Source organism: Pseudobutyrivibrio ruminis HUN009, from assembly GCF_000703005.1.
Taxonomy (GTDB): domain Bacteria; phylum Bacillota; class Clostridia; order Lachnospirales; family Lachnospiraceae; genus Pseudobutyrivibrio; species Pseudobutyrivibrio ruminis_A.
Genome location: NZ_JNLH01000001.1, coordinates 2,538,044 through 2,554,419, shown reverse-complemented (window position 1 = coordinate 2,554,419; position 16,376 = coordinate 2,538,044). Strand labels below are relative to the sequence as shown.

Sequence of the window (16,376 nt, the reverse complement as noted above, 5' to 3'; positions counted from 1 at the left end):
ACTAGGAGTAATAATGTCATTATCATTAATAATTGGTAACTCGGGTAGTGGTAAATCCACTACCCTTTATAAAAGAATAATAAAAGAAGCTATGGCAAATAAAGACAAGAATTTTCTTGTTATTGTGCCAGAACAGTACACCATGTCCACCCAAAGACTTCTTGTTTCTATGCACCCTAACAAGTGTATTATGAACATCGATGTTCTATCATTTAATCGCTTGGCATACAGAGTATTTGAAGAACTTGGAGCTGGTGTAAATGCTATATTGGATGATACAGGAAAATCACTTGTGATTCGCAAGCTAATAAACTCTAATATTAATGACATAAAGACTTTAAGGAATAATATTACAAGAATCAGCTACATTACTCAGGTTAAGTCATTAATTTCAGAGCTTACTCAGTACAACATCACTCCGGAAAAGCTCAAGGAGATGATTGCCACACCTGTGATGTCGGAAAGCTTCAAAAGAAAAGCCTCGGATTTGTTAGTTTTGTACGAGGCTTTTTTAGATTTTATAAATGGTAAATACGTTACCACTGAGTCTATTCTATCTACTCTAAACGATATGTTAGATAGCTCAGAAATAGTAAATGGTTCAACAGTTGTTTTGGATGGATTTACAGGATTTACGCCTATCCAGTATCAGCTGGTGGAGCACATGCTTGCAATATGTGAAGAGGTTGCTGTTACTATCACAGCAGACGAGGATACACCTCTTTTAGAAAATCTGGCAGATGATGAGTTGTTTTCAATGTCATCTGAATTTGCGATAAGAATGAATAAAATCGCCAAGAGAGTTGGCGTAACTATAAATAAACCTACCTATATTTCCAGAGAAAATGGTTGGCTATCAGATAATGAAATTCTCAGTCATCTTGAAAAGAACATTTTCAGGGCAAAACCACAGAAATATTTAGGTGAAGAGGAGCCAAATAACCACGTTTTGCTGACTAGTCTTAGAAGTCAGCGTGAAGAACTACAGTATGTTGCTATAGAGATTAATAAATTGGTTAGGGAAGGAATGCACTACAAGGATATTGCTGTTGTGGCACCTAACCTGGAGGAGTACAGATATTTAGTTTCAGGGATATGGAGCGATTATGATATCCCTTATTTTGTTGACGCAAAAACAGAGATTTTGTTCCATCCTATGACAGAAGCTATAGATGCTTTGTTTGATATTTTTGATAATGATTTCAGAAGAGAGGACGTCTTTAGATTCTTAAGAACAAACCTTACAGATTTGACCTTCGAAGAAATGGATTATCTGGAGAACTATCTTATTTCTACAGGAATCCGTGGCAAGAAAAAGTATTTTCATCCTTTTGCAATTCGTTCAAATTCTTATTCTAAGGATGAGGACTTACTCAGAGTAAACGAAATTAGAGAAAAGTTTATCGCTCCTTTCATGGCTTTTGATAAGCAAATCTCAAAAAAGTGTTCAGTAAGAACTATTGCTACAGCTTTGTATGAGATTATTTGTTACTTCGATTTTGAAGGACAGATTAAATCAAGGGAAAAGCTATTTGAAGAAGGAAATCAGCCAGTAAAGGCAAAAGAGTACAGTCAGATTTATCAGGTTATAATGGATATACTTGATAAGCTTGTGGGAATTCTTGGGGATGAGGAAATGGATTTGGAAGAATTCCATGATATTTTCGAAGCAGGACTTTCAGCGGCATCAATAGGTGTAATTCCTCCAGCGAATGATAGTGTTATTCTGGGTGATATTGAACGTACACGTTTATCAAATATCAAAGTGCTGTTTTGTATAGGCGCATCTGATGATGCTATCCCAAAGAAGGTGGAGAATGGCGGAATCCTTTCTCAGCTGGAAAGAGAACAGCTTCTTGCTCAAGGTTTTGAACTGGCGCCGTCAGATAGACAAAAATCATTCAGGCAGAGGTTCTACCTCTATCTTATGCTTACAAAGCCAAATGAAAAGCTTTATATTACAATGCCAAGAGTAGATTCAGCGGGAAAAGCTGTTAATCCGTCATATCTTATTGATCTATTAAAAAATATGTTCGAGAATCTGTCCTTAAAGGAGATAGAAAGCTTTGCAATAGAAGATAGATTGTTATCAAAGAAAAGCTCATTGAACTACATGATTGAGCTTGTGAATAAAGCAGCTTCTTTTGGTTTGGAAAGTTTGTCGGAGCAGGAGAGAGTGGTCTTACAGGAGCTTTTAAACTGGGCAAAGGAAGATAGTGCCGAAGAGCTTGATATTCTTTTAAAGGGAGCATTTTTTGAACATAAGAGAGAAGATTTCTCGGATGATATAATGCTTGCCGTTAATGAGGCTTTAAATGCTGATGAGACTATAAAGGGCTCAGTATCCAGATTTGAGCTATACAATGAATGTAGTTATAAATATTTCCTGACATACATTATGAAGCTTCAGGAGCGAGAAAAGTTTGAATTATCCAGCATTGATATGGGTAACTTTTATCATGAGGCAATTCAAAGATATTCTGATAGCCTGAAGGCAGATAATAAAACATTTAAAGGGGTAACAGAGGAAGAGCGTGAAGCATATATTGAGACCGCTATTTCTCAGACATTCCAGTCTATGGCAAAGGTTGCAACTCTGGAGGATTCTACCCAGAGATACATTGTAGAATCTATGAAAGCGACCTTAAGACATGTTGTGGAGATAATTACTACACAGGTATCAAGAGGAGAATTTGAACCTGAACTTTTTGAGAAGAAGATTCAATCTGAAATTATCAACCCTGTCAGTGGGGAAGTGGTTGCTAACCTAAATGGTAAGGTTGACAGAATTGATTTGACAGAAGGGGACGATAGAGCTGTTAGAATCATCGATTATAAATCTAGCGGCCATAAGCTGGATTTGGATGAGTGCTATTATGGCATATCGATGCAGCTGCCTATTTATATGGGAGTCGTTTTAGACAAGCTTAAGGATAAATATCCAAATTCTACTATGCATCCATCAGCTATGCTTTATTATGAAATGGCTAATAAGTTTTTGGAGCTCAGTAGCAGTGGAGAAAACGTCAAAGAAAAACAGTTAAAGCTTAGTAGAATGGAAGGCATCCTTTCATCTGAACCAGAGGATTTGGCTGCAAACGATAGCACAGTTGGAATAGAGGATTGGCAGACAAAGGAATCTTCAATTGTTCCATTTGGTGTAAAAAAAGACGGCGAACTTTTAGCGTCAGCTAATGCAATTAGCAGGGAGGATATGAAAACAGTAATTGATTATGCAGCTTTATCTGCAGCAAAGACTGCCGAAGGCATAATCAATGGCCAGTTTGAACCTGCACCTGCAAAACTTGGAACACAGATAGATGCTTGCAAGTATTGTGGTTTTAAAAGTGTTTGTCACTTTGATGAAAATGAACCAGGATATCAGGCTAGAAATTTGGATAAACATAAAAACAAGTCTGATGTGTTGGAGTTAATGAAGGAAGAATTAGGAGACAAGGATAGTGGCACTAACTAAAGAACAACTATTAGTGAAGGATACAAGAGGCAAGAATATGCTTGTTAGCGCTGCCGCAGGTAGTGGTAAAACCTTCGTGTTAGTTGAGCGAATTATATCTGAAATTCTAGATGAAAAAAATGGAATAGATGTGGATGAGATTCTGGTTGTTACTTTCACTACTGCAGCTGCTGCGGAAATGAAAGACAGAATCAGACGTGCCATTGATAAAGCAATTGCAAATAATGGTGCGGACGCTAGAATCAGGGCGCAGGCTACCCTTATACACAATGCTCATATCCGTACAATCGATAGCTTCTGTAGCTGGGTTGTAAAGAACTATTTCTATGAAATTGATATGGATCCTGCCTTTAGAATTGGAACCTCAGGCGAGTTAAAGATGCTTTGCGATGAGGTGTTCAATGACCTTTTGTCAAAGTATTTGGAAGATGGTGACGAAGATTTTAAGCTACTTGCAGATGCCTATATTTCTGGCAGAAGAACAGACACTTTAAAGGAAATGGTTTTTGCATTACATGATAAAGCTACCAGTTTTGCATGGGTAGATGAATGGTATGACAATGCTTTAAACCTATACAATATTGATAGTGTAGAAGAATTAGAAAAATCTGAATTAGTACAGCAGATTATCGCATATACGGATTTATATGTAGCTGGACTCATAGATTCAGTTGCAAGGCTTTTAGATTTATATGATTCAGATTGTGATTCAAAGGATAAAAACATATTTTCAAATGAGTTGGCACAGCTTAGAGGCATAGCCGAAGCTACTTCTTTTAAAGATAAATACAGTGCTGTTATAGGTACAGATTTTTCTGAAAGATTTGGAAGCAAAGGCACATCCATAAATGAGGATGATTTAGCCAGAGCAAAGGCGCTTAGAGCAAAATACAAAGATGTAGTTGGTAAACTCAAGGAATCATATTATTCAGCCAGTTTGGAAGATATGTTTTCTGATTTGATGTATGTGAAAAAGCAGGCATCAGCCCTGATTAGATTTACAAAAGAATACACAGATGTTCTAAACAAAATAAAAGCCAAGAAAAACATATACGATTTTAATGATATAGAACATATGGCTCTTGAAATCCTTAGAAATAAGGATTCAAAAGAGCATGAAAAAAGACCTGTAGCTATAGAACTGTCGCAGCATTTCAAAGAGGTTATGGTAGATGAATACCAGGATTCTAATGAATTGCAGGAGCAGATTCTTACTGCAATTAGCAACGGAAGCAATTATTTTACTGTAGGTGATGTTAAGCAGTCTATCTACGCTTTCAGACAGGCTAGTCCACAGTTGTTTATAGACAAACTATACTCATATCCAGCTGAGGGAACTGGCAATGATATTCGAATCGATTTAGATAATAACTTCCGAAGCAGATGGCAAGTTCTTGATTTCTGCAATCAGGTATTTGCGCCTCTTATGCAGATGGATGTTGGTGGAGTTGCCTATGATGAAAAGGCAGCTTTAAAGCTTGGAGATAAGAGTTTTCCTGGTGATGAAAAGGACTATGAGTCAGAAATAATAATCGCAACTCAAAATACCGATTCAATGAAGGAGATGAATATTGATAATGGCGATGAGCTTGAAGCCTTAGTTGTAGCAAAGCGCATTAAGGAACTGATGGCGTCAGGTTTTCAGGTCAGTGGCAAAAACGATGAGGGACGATATCTTAGAGATATGCGATTATCAGATGTTGTTATCCTCATGAGAGGTACAAAGGGGCATGCGGACAAATATATTTCCACTCTAAAAGATTATGGCATACCTGCATATGTTGCCGAGGAGACAGGATTCTTTGATAGAGAAGAAATTGAAACAGTACTGTCGATGCTTACAATTATTGATAATCCTTTTAATGATATTCCTCTGGCGGCAGTACTTCATTCTCAAATGTTCGGTTTTTCTTCTGAAAGACTTGCTGAAATACGTACAATTAATCCGGATGAATCATTGTATGGATGCTTGCTTGAGTGGGATAAAACAAAGTCCACAAAGGATGTTTCAGAGTTCCTTGATACATTAAACTATTTCAGGGAGCAGGCAATAGATACACCAATCCATGAAATAATAGAAAATATTTTGGAATATACCAAATATGGAATGTACTGCAAGGCTCTTCCTAATGGCAAGATGGCTTCTGCGAATCTGGATAAACTTGTTGATGAGGCAGTCAATTTCGAGAGCACCAGCTTCAAAGGCTTGTCACGTTTTGTAAGCTATATTGAAAGTCTTAGAACCTATGATGAGGATTTGGGACTGGCTAAAACAGTTGGTGAAAATGATGAGGCTGTCAAAATAATGACCATTCACAAAAGTAAGGGATTGGAATTCCCTGTAGTTTTTGTTTGTGGATGTGGTCGTAGCTTTAGAAACGATACAAGCAATTTTTCATATGATGCTTCACTTGGTGTAGCTTTAAATTATAGAAATCCTGCGACAAGGATTACCTACAAGACACCATTTTTTAATCTGATTCATGCAAAAGCGGCAGCTGAAGAGAGAGGAGAATACTTACGAATTCTCTATGTTGCCCTTACAAGAGCTGTTGATAAATTAATAATTACTGGTGCAATAAAACCATCGAAAGATAAAAGTGTTGTTGATAAGTTAGAAGAGTTTAGCGGGGATGGAAGCAAGCTTAGTTTCCCTACTAAAATAGGGGCATCCACAAGCATCGAGCTTATTATTCGCGCTTTAAATGCATCAGCTAGAGACTACAATAGACGTATTGTAGATTGTCAGGAATTATTTATTGACCAGGTTGAAAAGGGAATTGTAAAGGAACAGGTCAAGAAAACAATTGAAACTATTATTCAGTCTGACAGGGTAGAAAAAAACACTATCGTAAATACATTATCATTTAAATACAATGGTCTTGCAGATAGTAAATATAAAAGTAAGTATTCTGTTTCAGAAATCAAACATCAAGCAATGGAGGATGCGTTTAAGTTTAATGAAGATGCAGCACCAGCTTTTATTCAGAGCGATGAGGAAAGCTATATTCCGCAGTTTATGCGTACAGCTGTAGAAGGAAAAGATGATGAAAGCAAAGTCCCTTCCGGTGCCTTATATGGAACGGCAATGCATAGATTTATGGAATGCTTTGATTTTGCCAGAGATGATTATAATTCAAGCTTTGATGAGCAACTGAAATACATGGAAGCAACAAAAAGCTTATCGGAGGATGAATTTGCAAGAATTAACCATAGAAAACTGAAAGTATTCCTAGAGGATGATTTATCTAATCGTATGTCAAAGGCGGCTTTAAATGGAAAGCTATATAAGGAAAAGCCTTTTGTATTTGGAAGTGATGCAAAGGAATTGTTTGATGATGACGATGTTACTGACGAGATGATCTTAGTGCAGGGTATTATCGATGTATTCTTTGAAGAAGATGATGGAATAATTCTTATGGACTACAAGACTGATAAGGTGGACGAAGATAATGAATTAGTGCTAAGATATGAAAAGCAATTAAAGCTATACAAAGATGCAATTGAGCATGCATATGATGTTCCGGTTAAGGAAGTGCTCATTTATTCATTTGCACTTGAAAGGAGTATAAATATATGTACGACAAATTAGTAGTAGAAACATTTTTGGAAAAGCAGTTACAGCTATTCCCTGAAAAGGTTGCAGAAGATTATGATGAGGCAGTAGAGTTTTTAGAGGACGTATGTGCCACAGTCTGCAAGAATAAAAAAGAGGTACTTGAATATCTTGAAGATGAAATGGATATCACTGGCATGAGCGAAGAAGAAATATTATCAGCCGAAGAAGTTTTCTCTATTTCTGATGGTAGATATCTTGTAGTAGAGGGTTAATATGAAGTTTTATAAGAAGTTATTACCTATCGCATTTGCGATATGCCTAGCGGTTAATTTTACTGGATGCACCATAGGAGATAAAGTAGTTTATTTTGATACATCTAGTGGATATAATACCGTGTTTAAAATCGGAGATTTTAAATGCTCTAAAAAGGAAGCTCTGGTTTATCTTTTAAATGAGAAAAACATATATGGATCTGTTGATGGAGTGAATCTTTGGTCAGAGGATTATGACACTGATACAATGACAAGCTCAATCAAAGATTTAACTATGGAACATTTGACAAGAGTATACATCTTAAATCTTTATGCAAGTGAGCAGGAAATAGAGCTTTCAGAATCAGAAAAAAACGCTTGCTCAGATGCTGCTGAAGAGTACTATAAATCATTAAATTCGGCAGAAAAAAGTTTTACAAAAGCAAAGAAAAAAGACATCGAAAAAATGTATATGCGATATGCTTTGGCCTCTAAAGTATACGAAGAGTTAATGAACTCTGTTGATGAGGAAGTATCAGAGGATGAGGCTCGCGTAATGGAAGCATTTGTACTGTATGTTTCAGACGAATCCACAGCTGAAACTATCCAGGGAATGATAGATTACGGCTATACATTTGAAAGACTTGCATCAACATACACAGAGCTAGATTCTTACCAGGTTACCTTCGCAAGGGGAGAGTATCCTGAGGAAGTAGATGATGTAGTTTTTAATTTAGATACAGATGAAGTTTCAACAGCAATTGCTGCTGATGGAGGATATTATTTCTTCCAGTGTTTGGATAAGTATAACGAAGAATTATCAGAAGAAAATAAAACTGTAATCATTGAGAATCGTCGTAAGCAGGTGCTTGAAGATATTGTTTCTGATTTAGAGGAAAGATATTTTTCAGACATGAATACAAAGCTTTGGGACTCAATAGATTTTCCAGAGGATTCTTCTGAATTAACAAGTGCAAGTTTTTTTGAAACTTTGAATAACCATTTTTAGATAATTCAAAATATAATCAACTTTCTATATATAATTGCAATTTGTACTAAAAAGAATTGATAATTTATATTTTATTAGTAATTTGGTAGAAAATTAATTGAATGTACTAGCAATTGTGTGAGTAAATGACTATAATAAAGGGCATATAAAAAATAATAATTGTTTGCTCATATAGGAGGGTGAAAAAATGGTAACAAATGCAAAGGTTACAGTTGACGATGTAAAGAAGTCAGCTGCATCTGCTGCTACAACTGTAAAGACTGCAGCAGCAAGCGCTAGTGAAGCAACTAAGAAAGCAGTTGCAGAAGTTAAAAAGGAAGCTACAGCAGCTAAGAAGACAGCTACAAAAGCTAAAGCAACAGCAACAAAGAAAGCTACAGCAGTTAAGAAGACAGCTACAAAGACTGTTAAGAAAGCAGCTGCTAAGTCTAAGAAGGCAGTAGTAACAACAGCTGTTGTTCAGTATCAGGATCGTGAATTTACAGAAGCTGAGTGCCTCAAGAAAGCACAGGCTCAGTTCAAGAAGGATTACAAGAAAGAGACTCTTGAAGAGCTCAACATCTACATCAAGCCAGAGGAGCGCAAGATTTATTATGTAGCAAACAAGGATCGTGTTGGTTCAGTAGATCTTTAATCCTAAATAATTTTTATGTCGTAGCACAAAGCTGTATCGTATATACGATGCAGCTTTTTTACGGTCATGCTACGTGGAGGAATGATGAAAAAAAGTTTATTCGCAGTGGCCTATTGGATATTTATAGATATCCTTTTCCTGGCTATTATAGGAGTGTTTACAACACATCCTATTAATTGGTTTATCGCCATTTTAATTGTTGTGTTATGCAGTGTTTATAGTATTGTAAAATCTATTAAAGATACAGGCTATATAAAACAGACATTAGCGATACCAGAAAACAATCATAAACCAGTATATGATTATATTCGTGCTCTTGCGGTATTATTTATTATGTTTGTTCATGTGCTGGCTTTGGATTGGCCATATGCATCAGGTATGGCAGGTACCCCTTTATATGAAGCTTTAAATCTTATTAGATGTATTTCCGGGGTAGGAGGCAACTGTTTATTTTTAATGATATCAGGTGCATTGTTACTACGATTTAAGGATGAAAATCTTTTGACATTTTATGGCAGAAGATTTACCAAGATAATAGTGCCTCTTGTAATATATTATTTTTATTATTTGTGGGAGTATAATGCGCAGCGCTATACATCATTTACAACTGCAATTTATAAAATAATTACTGCAGATTATTCTAAGGCAAATGTTCATCATTTTTGGCTTATATATGTAATCATTTCTTTGTATGTACTGGTACCGTTTTTACGATACATGCTTAAAGAATTGCCATACAAGAAAATGACTGCATTGATATTTGTTCTATACATATATTTTGTTCTTACAAAAGTAATTATCAATGAAAATGCCATGCCAATGAATTTTACATTTTGGCTTATGATTTTCTTAATAGGATATTGGTATAGCTTGGATGAGTCACGCAAATACGATAACATTGCAATGGTGGCTGGAGGAATTGCGCTAATATTATTTGAAGTGGCAATACATATGTATCCACCTATGTCAGATGATTTGGCAGCTCATTATCCATATATGATAGTTGCATCAGTTGGCATAATGGCTTCATTCTTTAAGCTAGGTGATAAGCTTAAAAATATCTATCTCATAAGACTGATTAGTCAATATAGCTATGGCATTATCTTAGGGCATATGTTGGTGCTGGTTTTTGCAGTGAGAAAATATTGTTATGCATTTACCAGCTCGTTAATGCATAAAGGCATGGGATTTTTATTCCTTTCACTAGCTACATTAATGGGTTCTGTAATAATTGCCTATTTCATAGACAACATAACTGTTAAACCTATATCAGCTTTATTTGATATAAAAAAAGTAAATAATTAACATAGCGGCTTTAACATATATCACACGTTTGACATATGTTAAAGCTTTTTTTGTGCCCATATTAGGTGAATAATGCACAAAAATAATTCCAACAATTTGACCTATTTTTACAAAATGAACACTTTAAGCCCTGAATTGTATGTCAACCGATTGACATAGTATATGTTGCATGCTAATATCCAAATTGTAAACAACACACGAACCTATTTGAAGGAGGGTTAATTCTAATGAAGAAGAGGTTATTATCACTTATGGTGGTAGCTGCAATGTCAGCTTCACTAGTTGCTTGTGGTAGCTCAGAGGGTGGTTCATCTGACGGTGCTTCAGGCTCAGGCGTATCAATCACAGTACTTAATTCAAAGACTGAGATTCAGACACAGTTCGAAGAAATGGCTGAAGCTTATGAGGAAGCTACTGGCGTACACGTAGAGGTATACAACGCTGATACTGATACAACAGTTGCATCTCAGGTAGCAACAAAGTATGCATCAAACGATCCATACACACTTACAATGGTTGATGCAAAAGATATTTATTCACTTGCTGATGATTATGCATATGATCTTTCAAATGAAGATTGGGCTAGTCACACAACACTTGGTATCACAGTAAACGATAAGCTTGCTGGTTTCCCAGTTTGTGTAGAGGCAAGAGGAATTATTTACAACGCAGATGCAATTGAGGCAATTACAGGCGAGACATTTGATCCATCATCAGTTGCAACACTTGATGATTTCCAGGCTCTTTTAGATGAGCTTAAGGCTGGCGGAATGGAGACTCCAGTTGGTGTCCTTTCTGAGTATTGGTCACTTGGCGCACATTACTTCGCAGAAGTATATGAGCAGCAGGAAGATCCAGATGCATTCGTTAACTCATTATTAGCTGGCGAAGCTGATCTTGGAAGCAACGAAAAGTTCAACGAGCTTATGGATACATTCGACACATTAATCGCTTACAACTATGCTAAGGGTTCAGCAGCAAACGCTGACCGTGAAGAGTCTTCAATGATGCTTGCACAGGGCGATATCGCATTCATGTTTGGTGGTAACTGGGATTGGTCAGTAATCAACCAGTACGATTACACAGAGAACATGGGAATCATGCCAGTACCTGAAAACACATCTGATGACACAAACACAAAGCTTGTTGGTGGCGGTTCTAAGTACTTCTTCGTAGATAGCTCAGATGCTACAAGCGATGAGCAGAGACAGGCAGCACTTGACTTCCTTAACTGGTTAGTAAGTGATCCTGAAGGAAATGCATTCCTTACAGAGCAGTGCGCACTTGTTCCAGCATTTGACAACATCGATGCTTCAGCACTTGACCCACTTTCATTATCAGTTAAGTCTTATGCAGATGCAGGAAAGCTTATTCCTAACTACAACTACTTACCAGATGATCACATGACAGTTGTAGGTCAGGAAATCATGCAGAAGTATTTGGATGAGGCTATGACAAGAGACGAATTGGTTACAGCAGTAGAAGAGTACTTCAAGACAGCAACACCAATCGAACATTAATATTTGTTAATAAGGGGCCTTGGACTCCAAGGCCCCACTTTTTTTGAAAGGGATAGAATTATGAAAACAAATACAATGAGCTATAAAATAAAGCAGTATTTGCTTTTTGCAGGTATATCAACAGTTATATTTGCCTGCGTGGTAATCATACCTTTCATTTATGGTTTATACTTAACACTTACCAGCTGGGATGGTGTTTCTCGTAACAAACCATTTGTGGGTATTCAAAATTACGTTAACGCATTTGCGGATTCAGGTTATTGGGTTTCATTAGGACGCACATTTATTTATTCAGCAATTGCAGTTGTTCTTGTAAATGCTGTAGCTTTTATCATTGCCTATATGGTAACAAGCGGAATTAAAGGGCAGAATTTTTTCAGAGCAGGTTTCTTCGTACCAAACTTGATCGGTGGTATCGTACTTGGTTACGTTTGGAAATTTGTGTTTAATAAAGCTTTTGTAGCATTGGGAAGCTTTATTTCATCAGGCAATGCTAAGTCACTCCTTGCAACAGAAAATGGGGCGATAGCAGCACTTATTATAGTCTCTGTATGGCAATATGCAGGCTATATGATGCTTATCTATGTTGCAGGATTTATGAGTGTTTCAGAAGATGTTATTGAGGCGGCTAAAATTGATGGCTGTACAGGAACACAGTCAATCATTCACATATCAATTCCACTTATGACAGCGTCATTTGTACAGTGTCTGTTCCTTACAATCACCAGATGTTTCATGGTTTATGATGTAAACCTTTCATTGACAAACGGTGATCCATACGGTAGCTCAGCTCTTGCAGCTATGCACGTATACAATCAGGCATTCGTTAACAAAAACTATGGTACAGGCCAGGCTGAGGCTTTGATCTTGTTTGTTATCTGTGCTGTAATCGGTGGAATTCAAGTTTACGTTGGTAAGAAAGGGGAGGTGCAGGCATAATGGAAAATGAAGTAGCAGCTCGTAATAAAAAAATTAAACATGCCATTATGATTATCGTACTTACGTTATTATTTATTGCATTCGTATTCCCTTTCATAATGGTTATCTTGAACGTTTTCAAGGTTAAGGCTGATATTACAGCAAGTCCACTTGCACTTATTGGTAAGCATGGATTTACACTTGAAAACTTCCCAAATGCTATCAAGAAAATGAATTTCTTTACAGTATTTGGAAACTCATTGTTCGTAACAATTCTTTCTACAATAGGAACCATCATTCTTTCATCTATGACAGCATATCTTATTGTTAGAAATAATTGGAAGGCTAACAAGATTTTATTTGTACTTATGATTGCATCAATGGTTATTCCTTTCCAGGTGCTCATGGTACCTCTTGTTTCCCTATATGGTGGAATTTTTGGTATTTTAAATCATAGAGTTACATTAATATTTATGCACATAGGTTTTTCACTTTCAATGGCAACATTTATGTTCCATGGAAGTATTCACACTAATGTACCTATTTCGTTGGAAGAAGCAGCTACAATTGATGGCTGTAACAAGTGGCAGATTTTCTCTCAAATCGTATTTCCGATATTGAAGCCAACTATTGCTACAGTAGCAATCATTGATGCTATGGCATTCTGGAATGATTATTTGCTTCCATCACTTGTACTTGGTAGAAAGGAATTATATACTATTCCTATTGCAACGAAGGTATTCTATGGGCAGTTTTCTACAGACACAGGATTAATTATGGCAGCACTTTTGCTTGCTATGTTACCTATCCTCATTCTTTATATTTTCTTACAGAGATATATTGTAGAGGGAATAACAGCGGGGGCTGTTAAATAAACAACATTGAATTCGAGGAACGAAGAATTCAGTGTTGTCACTTCCCGTAGAAGTATAAGGGGGTTACAATGGCAACATTAAAAGATGTGGCAGCAGAATGCGGACTGACTGTCACCACGGTATCGAGAGTATTAAATAACAGAGGTTACATTAGCGATAAAACTCGTAAAAAGGTTTATGAAGCTATGGCTAAGCTTAACTATAGACCGAATGAGGTAGCAAGATCTCTATCAAAAAAAACAACTAATACTATCGGGGTCATTGTACCTCATATTAGGCATCCATACTTTGCAGAGATGATAAGTAACATCGAAAATGCTGCTAGTAAGCATGGTTACAAGATTATTTTGTGCAACTCCAAGGGGAGAAACAATAAGGAAAAAGAGTATTTGGATATGTGCACGAGCAATAGGGTTGCAGGAATCATTCTTTTCTCTGGAAGTGTGGCAGTACAGGAATTTACGGACAGCAATATAGCACTTGTTACAGTTGAGCGTTTTGTTGAAAATGGAACAGCAGCTGTAGAGTGCGACAATAAACAAGGGGGAGAACTTGCAGCTCAGCATCTTATTGATTGCGGTTGCAAGAGACTTCTACACGTCAGTGGTATTTTGAATAATTCCATGCCAGCTGATGACAGAGCCCTAGGGTTCATAGAAGTCTGTGAAAAGAACGGAGTATTTTATAAGGTTGTTGCTACTAATATGGGACAATACAACAGCCTTGATTATCATGATATGCTGGAAGGTGCATTGGAATATGACGAAGAAATCGATGGAGTCTTTGCCAGTTCAGATTTGATTGCTTCTCAGATTTTGCAGGTCTGTTCCAAGCTTGGAAAGCGTGTACCTGAGGATATCAAAATAGTTGGATTTGATGATGTAATGATTTCTCAAATCACAAATCCACCAATCTCTACCATTCATCAGCCAATAAAAGAAATGGCTGAGGCGGCTGTTGATATGGTAATAGCAGCGTCAGAAGGCAAGATGGTTCCTAAAAGAACTTTACTTCCAGTTACGCTTGTAAAGAGAGAAAGTACATAATATTTCAGCTCACATCAGGGTTTGATGTGGGCTGTTTTTTTGTTTTAAATAATTTATAATATCTCTAGTTAATTGAAAGGAAGTTATATTATGAGTGAAGAATTAATGGAGATGTTAGCAGAATCTCTTAATGCAAATGAATTTGTAAAATATAATCATATCGTTATGGACGATATTGAGTTGACAGGTGCCACTGCACATATTGATATTGTGCCAGAAACACGTAATGTTCTTGGAATTGCCCACGGTGGAGCGCATTTCACATTGGCAGACACCTGCGCTGGCTATACAGCAAGAGCAGATGGACGCCAGTATGTCACACAGCAGTCAAACTACTATTTCCTTAAAGGCGCCAAATCTGGACGTATTACAGCCAAAGGAAAGGTTGTAAAGCGTACTCGAAAGTTCTGTATCATTGATGTAGAAGTAACAGATGACAATGGAGAATTAGTTAGCAAAGGAACCTTTGATTATTACTGTGTTGCAGATCACCAGTAATGGGTTTAACGAGGAATTATATGAAAGAGATTACATTTGAAGAGCTTTCAAAGCTTGATAATAATAAATATGTTTTGGTTGATACAAGAAATGAAGGAAGTCTTAAGTATGGCATGATACCTGAGGCTATTAGTATCACTCATGAACTATTCGAAGTAGATTTAGATAGCGTGGTAAATAAGCTAGACAAGTCAAAGCAAATAATTCTGTACTGCACCAGAGGACAGGCTTCTATAGAGGATGCAGAAGTTTTAGCAGAGCATGGATTTGATGCAGTAAGCCTTAAGGGTGGATACAACAGCTACCTTTCATACATGATGGATAAGCAAAACTCTGAGGCAGACGACGAGCTTAATGAACAGAGAGCAGAAATAGAAAAGAGCATTCGAAAGAAATTCCACAAGAGCTTGTTTTCTCCATTTGCCAGAGCTTGCAAGGAGTATGAGCTTATAAAAGAAGGGGACCATATCGCTGTTTGTATTTCAGGTGGGAAGGATTCCATGCTGATGGCAAAGCTTTTCCAGGAAATCCAAAGGCATCAAAAGGTCAACTTTGATCTGACTTTCCTTGTAATGGATCCTGGATACAGTGAGGTAAATCGTCGCCTCATTGAGAGCAACGCAAAGCTTATGGGAATACCAATCGTTATCTACGAAAGTGATATTTTTGATGCCGTAGATACTGTTGAAAAGAACCCATGCTACTTGTGTGCTAGAATGCGCCGAGGTCACTTATATTCAAAGGCAAAGGAATTAGGGTGCAACAAAATCGCCCTTGGTCATCACTACGACGATGTTATCGAAACAATCCTTATGGGAATGCTTTACGGAGCTCAGATTCAGACAATGATGCCAAAGCTTCATTCTACAAATTTTGAAGGCATGGAATTGATTCGTCCACTTTATCTTGTTAGACAGGATGATATTATTGCATGGCAAAGATACAATGGATTGCATTTCCTTCAGTGTGCATGTCATTTCACAGAGACATGTGACAGCTGCTCAGTAGATGGTACAAGCGCTTCAAAGCGTCTTGAAACAAGAAATCTTATTGCAGAGCTAAAGAAGGTTAATCCTTATGTAGAGTCGAATATCTTCAGAAGTGTTGAGAATGTAAATCTTGCTACTGTAATAGCTTACAAGCAGTATGGAGTAAAGCATCACTTCCTAGATGACTATGATAATTGCCTATAACGACAATAAAAATGATAAAAAATTATACTATTAGCACTCATTGTATATGAGTGCTAATTTTTTATTGACTTTGATTTTTCCCAGTATTATCAT

Annotated in this window: 12 protein-coding genes; all 12 read left to right on the top strand. The window is 36.8% G+C overall.

Translation table 11 applies throughout. The features are described from left to right. Window positions 1-13 precede the first annotated feature (13 nt). Window positions 14-3,475 (top strand): PD-(D/E)XK nuclease family protein, encoded by a 3,462-nt coding sequence (locus BO15_RS0111545; RefSeq protein WP_033154446.1) that lies wholly within the window; start codon window positions 14-16, stop codon window positions 3,473-3,475. Then, window positions 3,462-7,067, top strand: a complete 3,606-nt coding sequence (gene addA, locus BO15_RS0111540; protein WP_157752345.1) for a helicase-exonuclease AddAB subunit AddA — start codon at window positions 3,462-3,464, stop codon at window positions 7,065-7,067. Before BO15_RS0111545 ends, addA begins: the two co-directional genes overlap by 14 nt. Next, a complete protein-coding gene (locus BO15_RS0111535) occupies window positions 7,052-7,306 on the top strand; it encodes a hypothetical protein (RefSeq protein ID WP_033154444.1) in 255 nt (84 codons plus the stop codon). The genes addA and BO15_RS0111535 overlap by 16 nt, the downstream gene beginning before the upstream one ends. A 1-nt stretch (window position 7,307) precedes the next feature. Continuing rightward, entirely contained in the window at window positions 7,308-8,294 is a 987-nt protein-coding gene (locus tag BO15_RS0111530; RefSeq protein ID WP_033154443.1) for a peptidylprolyl isomerase, read from the top strand. A gap of 187 nt (window positions 8,295-8,481) precedes the next feature. Beyond that, a complete protein-coding gene (locus BO15_RS13335) occupies window positions 8,482-8,928 on the top strand; it encodes a DUF6465 family protein (RefSeq protein ID WP_052169908.1) in 447 nt (148 codons plus the stop codon). A gap of 81 nt (window positions 8,929-9,009) precedes the next feature. Next, the gene (locus tag BO15_RS0111520) at window positions 9,010-10,233 is read left to right on the top strand and encodes an acyltransferase (RefSeq protein ID WP_167541228.1); all 1,224 of its coding nucleotides are present in this window, start codon (window positions 9,010-9,012) and stop codon (window positions 10,231-10,233) included. A 227-nt stretch (window positions 10,234-10,460) separates the two neighbouring features. After that, window positions 10,461-11,753 carry an ABC transporter substrate-binding protein gene (locus BO15_RS0111515; protein ID WP_033154441.1) on the top strand — a complete coding sequence of 431 codons (1,293 nt, stop codon included), beginning with the start codon at window positions 10,461-10,463 and terminating at the stop codon, window positions 11,751-11,753. Between the two features lie 60 nt (window positions 11,754-11,813). Beyond that, entirely contained in the window at window positions 11,814-12,692 is an 879-nt protein-coding gene (locus BO15_RS0111510; protein WP_033154440.1) for a carbohydrate ABC transporter permease, read from the top strand. Next, complete coding sequence (locus tag BO15_RS0111505) at window positions 12,692-13,546, top strand: carbohydrate ABC transporter permease (RefSeq protein ID WP_033154439.1); 855 nt, start codon at window positions 12,692-12,694, stop codon at window positions 13,544-13,546. Before BO15_RS0111510 ends, BO15_RS0111505 begins: the two co-directional genes overlap by 1 nt. 68 nt (window positions 13,547-13,614) lie before the next feature. Then, entirely contained in the window at window positions 13,615-14,592 is a 978-nt protein-coding gene (locus BO15_RS0111500; RefSeq protein WP_033154438.1) for a LacI family DNA-binding transcriptional regulator, read from the top strand. Window positions 14,593-14,682: 90 nt separating this feature from the next. Beyond that, complete coding sequence (locus BO15_RS0111495) at window positions 14,683-15,090, top strand: PaaI family thioesterase (RefSeq protein ID WP_033154437.1); 408 nt, start codon at window positions 14,683-14,685, stop codon at window positions 15,088-15,090. 20 nt (window positions 15,091-15,110) lie between these two features. Continuing rightward, window positions 15,111-16,283: an ATP-binding protein gene (locus tag BO15_RS0111490; RefSeq protein ID WP_033154436.1), complete on the top strand. Its 1,173-nt coding sequence runs from the start codon at window positions 15,111-15,113 to the stop codon at window positions 16,281-16,283. Window positions 16,284-16,376 lie beyond the last annotated feature (93 nt).

Coding starts and splice junctions, on each gene's coding strand:
- BO15_RS13335 (WP_052169908.1), top strand. CDS start 8,482: ATGGTAACAAATGCAAAGGTTACAGTTGACGATGTAAAGAAGTCAGCT.
- BO15_RS0111545 (WP_033154446.1), top strand. CDS start 14: ATGTCATTATCATTAATAATTGGTAACTCGGGTAGTGGTAAATCCACT.
- BO15_RS0111490 (WP_033154436.1), top strand. CDS start 15,111: ATGAAAGAGATTACATTTGAAGAGCTTTCAAAGCTTGATAATAATAAA.
- BO15_RS0111520 (WP_167541228.1), top strand. CDS start 9,010: ATGATGAAAAAAAGTTTATTCGCAGTGGCCTATTGGATATTTATAGAT.
- BO15_RS0111510 (WP_033154440.1), top strand. CDS start 11,814: ATGAAAACAAATACAATGAGCTATAAAATAAAGCAGTATTTGCTTTTT.
- BO15_RS0111500 (WP_033154438.1), top strand. CDS start 13,615: ATGGCAACATTAAAAGATGTGGCAGCAGAATGCGGACTGACTGTCACC.
- BO15_RS0111505 (WP_033154439.1), top strand. CDS start 12,692: ATGGAAAATGAAGTAGCAGCTCGTAATAAAAAAATTAAACATGCCATT.
- BO15_RS0111515 (WP_033154441.1), top strand. CDS start 10,461: ATGAAGAAGAGGTTATTATCACTTATGGTGGTAGCTGCAATGTCAGCT.
- BO15_RS0111495 (WP_033154437.1), top strand. CDS start 14,683: ATGAGTGAAGAATTAATGGAGATGTTAGCAGAATCTCTTAATGCAAAT.
- BO15_RS0111535 (WP_033154444.1), top strand. CDS start 7,052: ATGTACGACAAATTAGTAGTAGAAACATTTTTGGAAAAGCAGTTACAG.
- BO15_RS0111530 (WP_033154443.1), top strand. CDS start 7,308: ATGAAGTTTTATAAGAAGTTATTACCTATCGCATTTGCGATATGCCTA.